The 11,593-nt window shown below is 44.0% G+C and carries 9 protein-coding genes; 8 read left to right on the top strand and 1 reads right to left on the bottom strand.

Going from position 1 to position 11,593, the window contains the following annotated elements:
* Positions 1 to 23: 23 nt before the first annotated feature.
* Positions 24 to 1,334 (bottom strand): uracil permease, encoded by a 1,311-nt coding sequence (gene uraA / locus MKY75_RS18645; RefSeq protein WP_069012460.1) that lies wholly within the window; start codon positions 1,332 to 1,334, stop codon positions 24 to 26.
* Between the two features lie 269 nt (positions 1,335 to 1,603).
* Between uraA and MKY75_RS18640 the strand changes: the two genes are divergently transcribed.
* From MKY75_RS18640 to hisS, 8 genes are all read left to right on the top strand, one after another.
* Positions 1,604 to 3,781 (top strand): RelA/SpoT family protein, encoded by a 2,178-nt coding sequence (locus MKY75_RS18640; RefSeq protein WP_025720225.1) that lies wholly within the window; start codon positions 1,604 to 1,606, stop codon positions 3,779 to 3,781.
* Between the two features lie 137 nt (positions 3,782 to 3,918).
* Positions 3,919 to 4,365 carry a D-aminoacyl-tRNA deacylase gene (gene dtd, locus MKY75_RS18635; RefSeq protein ID WP_029514820.1) on the top strand — a complete coding sequence of 149 codons (447 nt, stop codon included), beginning with the start codon at positions 3,919 to 3,921 and terminating at the stop codon, positions 4,363 to 4,365.
* A gap of 118 nt (positions 4,366 to 4,483) precedes the next feature.
* Positions 4,484 to 4,645, top strand: coding sequence for a hypothetical protein (locus MKY75_RS18630; RefSeq protein WP_165150826.1), 162 nt, complete (start codon positions 4,484 to 4,486; stop codon positions 4,643 to 4,645).
* 226 nt (positions 4,646 to 4,871) lie between these two features.
* The gene (locus tag MKY75_RS18625) at positions 4,872 to 5,378 is read left to right on the top strand and encodes a type 1 glutamine amidotransferase domain-containing protein (protein WP_029514821.1); all 507 of its coding nucleotides are present in this window, start codon (positions 4,872 to 4,874) and stop codon (positions 5,376 to 5,378) included.
* 59 nt (positions 5,379 to 5,437) lie between these two features.
* Positions 5,438 to 5,908: a hypothetical protein gene (locus tag MKY75_RS18620; protein WP_340886219.1), complete on the top strand. Its 471-nt coding sequence runs from the start codon at positions 5,438 to 5,440 to the stop codon at positions 5,906 to 5,908.
* Positions 5,909 to 6,299: 391 nt separating this feature from the next.
* Positions 6,300 to 8,657: a PEP/pyruvate-binding domain-containing protein gene (locus tag MKY75_RS18615; protein ID WP_340886217.1), complete on the top strand. Its 2,358-nt coding sequence runs from the start codon at positions 6,300 to 6,302 to the stop codon at positions 8,655 to 8,657.
* A 294-nt stretch (positions 8,658 to 8,951) separates the two neighbouring features.
* On the top strand, positions 8,952 to 9,551 hold the full coding sequence (locus tag MKY75_RS18610) for an acyl-CoA-like ligand-binding transcription factor (RefSeq protein WP_029514826.1): 600 nt from the start codon (positions 8,952 to 8,954) through the stop codon (positions 9,549 to 9,551).
* 782 nt (positions 9,552 to 10,333) lie between these two features.
* Complete coding sequence (gene hisS / locus MKY75_RS18605; protein ID WP_307347832.1) at positions 10,334 to 11,578, top strand: histidine--tRNA ligase; 1,245 nt, start codon at positions 10,334 to 10,336, stop codon at positions 11,576 to 11,578.
* The last annotated feature ends 15 nt before the right edge of the window (positions 11,579 to 11,593 follow it).

The raw sequence follows: 11,593 nt of genomic DNA, 5'->3' as shown, positions 1-11,593 counted from the left end.
GTTTTAAAGTTGAAAAAAAGATATCAATCTGGTGTTTTCTCGGTTAAAGGTGCCTGCGATTTATCGTTGGACCAGCCGAGCACGTCAATCAGCTTGAAGAACAAGCTGAGGATGATGCCGATGATTGTAGCCAATGCCATACCTTTCAAGGTTACAGCGCCCCAAGTGAGCGTAGTACCACTGATTCCGACAACAAGCACGATGGTCGCAAGCAGCATGTTAGTTGGCTTGGCGAAATCAACCTTTTGCTCAACGAAGATTCTTAGACCGGAGGCAGCAATGACACCGAATAATAGTAAGGATACGCCACCCATAACTGGAGCTGGAATATTAGAAACAATCGCTGAGAACGTGCCTGAAAAGGACAGCAGGATGGCAATGATAGCCGCTCCGCCAATAACCCATACAGAGTACACTTTAGTTAATGCCATGACACCAATATTTTCACCATAAGTCGTATTAGGCGTAGAACCGACAAAACCCGAAATGACGGTGGAAATACCGTTACCCAGCAGAGAGCGGTGGAGACCAGGATCTTTGGACAACTCACGCCCGACAATGTTGCTAGTCACAAGTAAGTGACCAATATGCTCTACGATGACGACCAGAGCAACAGGAAGAATCGTCAGCATAGCAGAGGTATTAAAAACTGGAGTGGTAATTGCAGGATGTCCGAAAAAAGGAGCGTCTGCGATGGCCTGTGTATTGACCATGCCCATAAAATAAGCAAGCACATAGCCCACTACGATACCGATCAGAATATGAATGATTTTGGCAAACCCACGAAACAACACCGCACCCAGAACAGTAACCCCGAGTGTAACGAGCGAAAGAGTAATCGTTTTGGGATCTGGAGTCCAAGCTTTAGTAGGATCGGCATTGATAATGCCTGCCATGCCTGCTGCAACCGGAACCAGCTCCAGACCGATTAAGGCTACGATGGAGCCCATAACAGCTGGAGGAAAAACGACGTCCAGCCAACGGGTTCCGGCATATTTGATCACCAGTGCGACGAGGCAGAAAATAATACCTGTAATGATGAAAGCACCGAGGGCCATAGCATAGCCGTTGCCGCCGGGATTGTTTTTAAGCACAAGACTGACGGGAGCGATAAAAGCGAAGCTGGAGCCGAGATAGGCGGGGATTTTGCCACGGCAGATCCAGATGTACAACAATGTGCCAATACCGTTCATTAGCAAAATCATGCCGGGATCGACGCCGAAAATATTCGGCACCAGCACAGTGCTGCCAAACATGGCAAACAAATGCTGTACGCTGAGCAGGAACCCAGGTCCTGCCGGTAGCTTTTCATTAACTTGAATTTCGCGTTGCAACGCAGTTCACTCCTTAGTTCTTTCAATTATTCTTATATACATTAATTACTTTTCGTAATTTTTTCAATATAATTCGTTTCAATTCGTCAACATTCCTCATTTTACTTATCCATGTGTGACAGAATAATGCTACAATGCCAAACCTCTAATAGTTGACGTGTGACGTGCTAACCGTCATAATTGTAGGAAATCACTTTTAAAAGGGAACCTTTGCGCGACATTGATCGGCGGGTTCCATTTTGCATAGAAAGGACACGGAATAGAGCAGAATGGGGATAGAGCAATTACTTAAAAAGGCCGGGGCCTATACCAGAGAAGCAGATCTTATCCGCATCAGGGACGCCTATGATTTTGCCGAACAGGCCCATTCCGGCCAGACTCGTAAGTCCGGTGAACCTTATATTCTGCATCCGCTTGCGGTTGCTGATATCGTCGTTAATATGCAGATGGATACCATCTCCATTATCGCCGCTCTTTTACATGACGTTGTGGAGGATACGACGGTGTCTTTGGCGCAGATTCGCGAGCATTTTGGCGATACATGTGCGATGCTTGTCGATGGTCTGACGAAACTGGAGCGTATCCAGTTCCGTTCCAAGGAAGAACAACAGAACGAAAATTATCGAAAAATGTTTATTGCTATGGCGCAGGACATTCGTGTCATTGTCATTAAGTTAGCAGATCGTCTGCACAACATGCGTACCTTGAAATATCAGTCAGAGGAAAGCCAGCGTCGGATTGCTTATGAAACGTTAGAGATTTTCTGTCCGGTTGCAAACCGACTGGGTATTTCAGCCATTAAGTGGGAAATGGAAGATATTGCTCTGCGCTATCTGAATCCTCAGCAGTATTATCGCATTGCTAATTTGATGCATAAGAAGCGGGCAGAGCGGGAGCAGTTTATTGATAATGTCATACAGCGTATCAGAGAAAAGCTGGAAGAGATGGGCATTCAGGCTGATCTGTCCGGACGCCCTAAACATATTTACAGTGTGTTTAAAAAAATGACGACGAAGAACAAGCAGTTCAATGAAATATATGATTTGCTGGCGATTCGAATTATTGTGGATAACATTAAAGACTGTTACGCCACACTGGGGATTATCCATACGTTGTGGAAGCCGATGCCGGGGCGGTTTAAGGATTATATCGCTATGCCTAAGGCCAATATGTATCAGTCCCTTCATACGACAGTAGTAGGTCCTAACGGGGAGCCTACCGAGGTCCAAATTCGCACAGTGGATATGCATCGTACCGCTGAATTCGGGATTGCGGCCCATTGGGCCTATAAAGAAGGCAACGGAGCAAACAACACTAACTTTGAGGATAAAATCACCTTTTTTCGAGAAATCCTGGAGCTGCAAAATGAAGCGAAGGATGCGTCGGAATTTGTGGAATCGCTCAAAATGGACTTTTTCTCAGACCTTGTGTTTGTGTTTACTCCTAAGGGAGAGGTCATTGAGTTGCCAGCCGGATCCGTTCCGCTGGACTTTGCTTTCCGTATTCATACCGAAGTTGGCAATCGAACGATTGGCTCTAAGGTAAATGGAAGAATCGTACCTTTGGATTATCGGCTTAAAACTGGGGATATTGTCGAAATTATGACGTCCAAACATTCTTATGGACCTAGTCAGGACTGGCTCAAAATTGCTCAGTCCTCTCACGCGCGCAGTAAAATCAAACAATGGTTCAAGAAAGAAAAGCGTGAGGAGAATGTTGAAAAAGGCCGTGAAAATCTGGAACGTGAGCTAAGAAAACGCGATATCGAGCCATCGGTGTGGATGAGCGACGACAAGCTTCAGGAAGTGGCGCAGAAGTTCTCTTTTAACGATTCCGAAGATATGCTGTCTGCGATTGGTTTTGGTGGTATAACCGCAGCGCAGGTCTGTACACGTTTGACAGAGAAGCTGCGTAAGGAACAAGAAGAGGCACGGTTGATCGAATTGACGACCGAGGTCAAGGAGTACAAGCCGCAGGGCGAACGGAAAAAAACACCGACCAACGGTGTCAGCGTCAGAGGCGTCGATAATTTACTCGTTCGTTTTGCACGATGTTGTAATCCCGTACCGGGAGATGACATCATTGGCTATGTAACACGTGGACGCGGCGTATCCGTTCACCGGACGGATTGCCCGAATATTCCTTCGGGTACGGGCGAAGACCAGGCGCGTGTGATTGAAGTAGAGTGGGAAGAAGCAGCGGAAGTCAATTACAGTGTCGATATTGAGATTACGGGCCATGATCGCAACGGTTTGCTGAATGAAGTGCTTCAGGCCATTTCTGAGAACAAAACCAGCTTCTCGGCCGTTACAGGTCGTACAGATAAAAATAAAATGGCGATGATTCACATCACGATTCTCATTCGCAACACGGATCATTTGCATTCTGTTGTCGAACGGATTAAACGGGTGAAGGATGTATACACCGTGCATCGGATTATGCAATAACCTTATGAAGCGTACAGATAGGTTTATAGCCTTTGTAACATATCTTGGGTAGAAAGACCCATAGGCTGCTAAGAGAGCCGTAGTACAGCTGTGAGCACCTTTTAAAAGGGAAGGTTAAAGGAGATATCGGATAGTCGATGAAGATCATTATTCAGCGCTGTAAAGACGCTCAGGTAACGGTGAATCAAAAGGTGGTTGGCAAGATTGGAACCGGATTAATGCTGCTGGTTGGTATTGGTCAGGGAGATACGGCAGCTGATGCCGTTTATTTGGCGGATAAAACGGCGGGATTACGTATATTTGATGATGCTGAAGGCAAAATGAATGACAGCGTTCTGGATGTCGGTGGAGCCATTTTGTCTGTTTCTCAATTTACGTTGTATGGTGACTGCCGTAAAGGAAGAAGGCCTAACTTTATGGGGGCGGCCAAACCTGAGGAAGCGGAGAAGCTGTATGATTTCTTCAACAGTCAGCTTCGAGCCAAGGGCCTGAAGGTAGAAACGGGAATTTTTGGGGCTATGATGGATGTTTCATTAACGAACTGGGGCCCAGTCACACTGATTTTGGATAGCGAACGTTCGTGACTATACATTCACGGCGTGGTCTGAGTAGAATAAAATAGCTGTTCAGAGGGACCATAATGTCATCCCGATTGGTGATTAGCCAGGCGGATAGCCTAAGGGTGACAGGAGAGACGAAGTTATGCGTCAAACCCCAAAAATGGACGGGCATCGAAGCACTATGCTGCTTTTTCCCGGTAGTATGCAGGAGGCAATCAGCCTTACTCGTAATGCTGATACGTTATTACAGCATGTTGCAACAGCCATAGACAAGCCAGGACGCGGCGCTTTGCCGCGCAGGTAACATTGGGTTAAATGGAGCGTTAATGAGGTGCTACCCGAAGCTCAAAGAGGTCAAAATAAAATATGTAGTATTGAATTAGTGGAGGAGCCGAAAGGCTCCTTTTTCTTTTCCACCGCTGCGAATTGTTATAAAAACAGATCAAGCGGGTAATAACAAATCGTGGTAGAAAAATAAACTTAATTTTATACTTGTTTCGAGGATAACCGGAAAGGAGATCTGAACATTCATGAGTAAAATTGCATTTTTATTGGCTGACCAATTTGAAGATTCCGAAATGAAGGTACCTTATGATGAATTAAAAAAGGCTGGACATGAGGCGGATATTGTTGGGCTGAAGCAAGGTGAGAAAGTGAGCGGTAAGCAAGGTAAAGCAAGCTATACTATTGAAAAAGCCATTGCAGATGTGAAATCAAGTGATTATGATGCAGTTGTTATTCCTGGTGGATCATCTCCGGAAAATCTCCGTTTGGATGCAAATGTTCTGAAATTTGTAACTGAAATTAATGAGTCCAAAAAAACGATTGGCGCTATCTGTCACGGGCCACAAATTTTGGCGAGTGCCGATTTGTTACAAGGCCGGACGATTACAGCTTATCCTCCATTGAAAGATGACTTGATTAATGCGGGTGCTTATTTTGAGGATCGAGAGGCGGTTGTGGACGGTAACTTTATTACGTCTCGGACCCCTAAGGATGAGCCCGCTTTTGTGCGTGAGTTGTTAAAGGCATTGTAATTTCCGTGAATGCTTCCTAGATTTATGCCAGTACAATTCCCTAACGAGGAGGATTTGATATGGCTAAACAGATTCAGGCTTATTTTCGCACAGAAGATGAAGCTGAGGGCGCTAGAGCTTCGCTTCAGGCTTATAGAACTGAACATTTGGAAGTAGGTGCTCTGGATGAGACGCTCGGTCGGGAGACGAGGGTTTTAATTCCGTTGGTCCCTTATAACAATACTGGCTCTGTGAGCACAGGAGGCTCAGCGGGTGCGGCAATCCCTGCGGCGGGTGCTTATGGCGAGAATATTTTACCAGATGCGAAGGATGGCCAGATTAACTCTAGCTCAGCCCAAAGGGATCTGGATGAAGATCGGAGCGGAACAACGAATCATGACGGAGGGTTGCTCCGTGCAACAGATGTGTATATTAACGGTGATCAAGATGAATTGCGGTATGTATTATCAGCAAAGGTGAATGATGCCGATTATGATGAGGTCATTTATAAGCTGCGTTCCAATCGTGGATATGTATCGCAGTTGGATTAAAGTTGAGAGCACGGCACAAGATTGTCGATACTTGAGAATTTAGCTACAAAAGAGTGACTGTAATACAATTGTAATATTCGAAACATCATTCCTTAATATTAGCAGTTTATAATAACAGCATGACCCCCTTTTGATATATCTTTTTGAGCCTGCGGACCGTTTCCGCAGGCTATTTTCTTTTTTAGGACTTATTTGTACAGTAAGTTGCTATGAGGCTAACGATACAGGATACAAAAAAGTGAAAGATTATTTAATTTGACACTGACTGTCTTTTTGTATAAAGTGTAAAAAGATACTAAGTCCCGAAATAATAAAAATATAAACAATAAATATACCCATTTCCAATTACGGGACCGAAATATTACAACTGAAAAAGTTAGGAAGTGTCAAAATGGGTAATGAAATAGAATGGTTTGCAGAGATAACTCCTGAGCTGAGGAAATGGACCGGAGGCAAAGGAGGGATGCTTGCTAGGATGCTTCAAGCTGGTTATCCGATTCCTAATGGTTTTATTGTTTTTCCACAGGCCTTTCAAGGGGAAAAACTTAAGGAAAAGACATGGAAAGAAATGATCAGGTATTTGGAAAAGCTTCGTAAGGATTACCCTAATGTCTCATTTGCAGTAAGGTCTTCAGCCTTGAGCGAGGATTCAGCCTTAGCTTCTTTTGCAGGAGAGTTTGAAAGTGTCTTAGAAGTACAAACAAACGAGGACGTTCTGAAAGCCTTGTATGTGGTTCACCATTCTCAATACAGTGAGAGGGTGCGGGCATACAGTGCAGTTAAGGGTTTTGAAGAAGCACACCAAATGGCGATTGTAGTCCAAATCATGGTTCCTTCTGAAATCTCGGGTGTTCTTTTTACAGCAGACCCTATTACGGGCAATCGTTCAGTAATGTCTGGAAATTTTGTGTTCGGGTTAGGGGAGCAACTGGTATCTGGTAAAGGAAATGCTCGTGTTTTCTCCTTATTTAAACCCTCAGGTCGATATAAAGGGCCAAAAGAATTACTTCCTTATATCAAAAAGCTATATTGGTATGCTTCCCGTCTGGAAAAAGCGATGGGAGAACCACAGGATATTGAATGGGCCATTGCCAATAGCCAACTCTTTTTTTTACAAGCACGACCTGTTACTACTTTAAGCCCTGGAAATATGGATACATTTGAATGGAATGATTCTTTATCAGGTGATTTTCTTTGGACGAATACTAATGTAGGTGAATCCATTTCAGATGTTGTTACTCCCTTAAGCTGGTCTATTATTCGTGCTTTGGACGAAGAACATAATGTGATTCCTGGCCATTATTTAATGTCTGGTAATATCTGTGGAAGAGTATACTCCAATGTGAGTGTACCATTGTCCGTTTTTTTTGCATTTGGGTGGAATAAAAAGTCAATATTAAAAAAAATGAGCAATGTTTTTGGGGAAATTCCAGATGAAATTCAAATTCCTATATATCCGTTTTCTAGGAAAGAGCTTATTAAAATAATGCTCCCCAAGATGCTGTATGCTTTTAAACAGACCCGAAAAGCGATGAAATTATTACCACAGCACATAAAAGAAACAGCGGCCTGGTGCACTCAAACGGAAGAGTTAATTGGCAATGTCCAGTCCAAGGAAGAATTGATTACATTATGGCGTGAGCAGCTTTGGCCTAAAAATATTGAAGCGATGTGGATTGCACTGGAAGGACCTAGTAGCAAGATGCAAAATTTTGTTCGATTGAAGGAAAAGTTGGAGAAATGGCTTGGACGTGATGATGCTAGTGTACTTCTATCTAATCTGAGCGGAAGTACAGGTTTGGCCAGCTTGGGACCTGTTGTTGGTATATCTTCAGTCGTGAAAGGTGAAATGAGTCAGGAGGATTATCTATTGGAATATGGGCATCGAGGCCCACATGAGTTTGAGCTATCGATACCTGATCCAAGAGAAGAACCGAGTTGGCTGGAAAAGCAAATCCAAGAAACAAAGAAATCTGGAATAAATGTTGACGATTTATTGTATAAACAACGTGAACAAAATGAAGTGGTTTGGAGAAGATTGGAGCAGCGTTTTCCATACAAGATAAATAAGTTGAAACGTGTCATAGCAAAAATTTCTGAAGGACCGCATTTAAGGGAAGCTGTTCGTTCGGAATGGACGCGTGTCTTCAGATTAAATCGCTCTTTCGCGCTGAAAGCAGGCGAGTTGATTGGCATAGGAGAAGATGTATTTTTTTTATATGTAGATGAGATATTGGGCTGGCTTGCAGGAGGAAGTGTTATTGAGGAGAGAATCTCGACCAGAAAAGTGAACTATTTAAAATATAAGCAACTGCCTGCGTTCCCCTCGATTATACGTGGGCGATTTGAACCTTTACAATGGATGGAGGATCCCAATCGCAGAGTAGATTATTATGATCCATATATACCATTAGATAGCTCTATCCATTCTGAAATCATTGAAGGAGTTGCTGGAGCGGCAGGTAGAATTGAGGGGACTGTACGTGTACTGAGGAATCCTGAGGATGGACACCAGCTCCTTCCTGGTGAAATACTGGTGACCTCGACAACGAATGTAGGCTGGACTCCACTTTTTCCAAAAGCAGCTGCGATTGTAACAGATATAGGAGCACCACTCTCTCATGCTGCAATTGTAGCCAGAGAGCTAGGCATTCCAGCTGTTGTAGGATGTGGAAATGCTACTACAAGAATGAAAACCGGCGACAGGGTTATTGTTGATGGTGGGCAGGGAATTGTACTAACGAGGTGAGGAGATAAATTTTTTGAATTTCTCAATAGAACCAACCTGATTCAACCTATCAGCTTCTGTACGCCGCATATTCGCCTATAAAAGCTGATATTGGAGTGGTTTCAAGTTTTGATGTATTGCTTTACAGTCAGGAATAATACAATCCTGGGTATCGTGAAGTACAAAGGATCATGATAAACTGAGTGTAAACGCAAAATCGGGCAATAGTGTGCATGTGGTCAAAAATATATGCTGAAGCAAATTGCTCGATGAGGAGTGAAACTTGAATGAGCAATCTATTGAGGAGTGAAACAAATGTCACTTGAACACCAGCAAAATCTTGGGCTGAGGGAGCGAAAAAAAGCAAAAACCATTGCATCGATTCAAATGCATGCGTTACGCCTATTCAGCGAACTGGGATATAACGAAACTACTGTGGAACAGATTGCAGAAGCAGCGGAGATTTCACCAAGCACCTTTTTTCGCTATTTTTCGAGCAAGGAGGATGTGATTGTTACAGATAACTATGATCCCCTGCTTATATCTGCATTTGAAGAACAGCCAGCTCATTTAACTCCACTTCAAGCTGTGCGTAATGCTATGTTAGCAACCATGTCTGACATGTCCGGCGACGAAATGTCTACTACACGTGAGCGTAACCAACTCGTGATGTCAGTACCGGAACTCCGGGCTGCAACCTTGAATAATTTGACTGATACAATGCATATGATTGCTGAGATGGTTTCCAAACGGGTGGGACGAGATCCTGGAGACTTGCAGATTCGAACTTTTGCAGGCGCCGTCATAGGTGTTAACATATCTGTTATGTTGCATTATGCGGAAAATCCAACTGAAAATTTTTCTGAATTATTATCTGAAGCATTAAATCTCTTGGAGACTGGCCTTCCACTATAAACAATCACTGAAATCCAATTTCATTATATTAAAGAAACGAGTTGTAATCTGAATTAAATAAATGGAAAACATAAAATTGAAATATGAAGATACGTAAATTCTCCCATCCTTCGTCAAAGCATGCGATAGTTCCCAAACACAGACTGTTAGGAAAAACCAGGGATACATTACATCACTAAAAGCAGTTTAGGCTTTTTAAGTCAGGCTGTTTTTTTGTATTTTGTGAGGTGTCTGCCTACCTGGCGAACATCGGAAACTCTTCGTGTCCATGTGTGACAATGATACAAAGTTGCAGAGAAGCTATAGAATGTCTTGACTTTGTCGAAGCGGTTCATTAAAATCATAAAATAATGAAAAATGATTTGATGACGGGACCAAGTACTCCGAACCCACAAGCGCAGAGAGGAATTTCCAGGCTGTAAAAATTCCCTTGATGAGCGGATGAATGACCTCCCCGAGAACAGGCGGCGAACAATTGAGGAAACCCTACTGAAAGTACATTGTAATTGTGCCGACAGTGGATGGTCCTGCATAATAGCCGTACTGCGCGTTACGGGCGTTATACGTATGAGCGGAGTCAGTATATTGCTGACGGGCAATGAGTGATTTTATGCTGGTTGTCTGGACAAACTCCGGAATGTGGGTGGTACCACGGGTGATTTGTAAACGACAATCCCTCGTCCCTGTTAATGTTAACAGGACGAGGGATTTTTTGTTTTATATTGAAAGTGGAGCAAGAAGAAAGAGCACAATATGAAATACAACGATGGGGGGATACGTTAATGGCCTTTCAAAAACCGACGGGAACACAGGATTTGCTGCCGGGCAGTGTAGAAAAATGGCAAGTGGTCGAGGAAAAAGCCCGTGAGATTAGCCGCCGCTTTAATTATCGAGAGATTCGTACACCAATGTTCGAACAAACGAATTTGTTCGTTCGAGGTGTGGGTGAAACGACGGATGTAGTGGAAAAGGAAATGTATACTTTTGAGGATAAAGGGAAGCGCAGCATGACTTTGCGTCCGGAAGGAACAGCAGGGGTTGTCCGCTCCTATGTGGAGAACAAACTATACGGGGAGCCGGATGTAACTAAGCTGTATTATATCGGTCCGATGTTCCGTTATGAGCGTCCACAGGCTGGGCGTCAGCGCCAGTTTCACCAATTTGGAATTGAGGCATTTGGGGCGGTCGATCCGGCACTGGATGCAGAAGTTATTGCTTTCGGGTATCAATTCTGCCGTGAACTGGGTCTGAAAGGAGTACAGGTGGAGATTAACTCCGTCGGTAATGCAGCCAGTCGCGCAGCTTATCGGCAGCATCTGGTGGACTTCTTGATGCCAATTAAGGATACGTTGACCAAGGAGAGCCAAGCACGCATTGAGCGTAATCCGCTGCGAGTGCTGGATAGCAAAGATGACCAGGACAAATTTGGAGGTGCACCTTCGATTTTGGATAGCTTGGACGATGAATCTCGCACACATTTTGAGAAAGTGAAGCAAAATTTGGATGCCATGGGTGTGGAATATACAGTTAACCCGCGTTTGGTACGGGGGCTGGATTATTATACGTTGACAGCGTTCGAATTCAAAGCTGAAGGAATTGGCGCCATAGACACGATCGGTGGAGGCGGCCGCTACAACGGATTGGTTGGAGATCTGGGCGGACCGGATCAGCCGGGGATTGGTTTTGGCATTGGACTGGAGCGAATTCAGCTGATCTTGGAGCATCAGGGTGTCAAACTGAACGAATCCAAGCCGTTAGATATCTATATGGTGGCGTTGGGTGAGGCGGCAGAAACGGAAGTAACCAAACAACTATTCAAATTGCGTCAAGCTGGATTTTCTGCAGAACGAGATTATCTGGGGCGTAAGATGAAGGCGCAGATGAAATCAGCAGATCGCTTTAAAGCAAGATATACTGCGATTCTGGGTGAAGATGAGCTGGTTCAAGGTGAAATTGCACTGAAAAATATGGAAACTGGTGAGCAGCGTACTGTTAAGCTAGATCAGCTGGTGGAAGAACTAGGATAAAGAAGATGTGTAACA

The sequence above is a fragment of the Paenibacillus sp. FSL L8-0663 genome (assembly GCF_038008125.1).
Taxonomy (GTDB): Bacteria; Bacillota; Bacilli; order Paenibacillales; family Paenibacillaceae; genus Paenibacillus; species Paenibacillus polymyxa_D.
The sequence above is the reverse complement of the archived record's forward strand: the minus strand, read 5'-3'. Positions and strand labels throughout refer to the sequence as shown.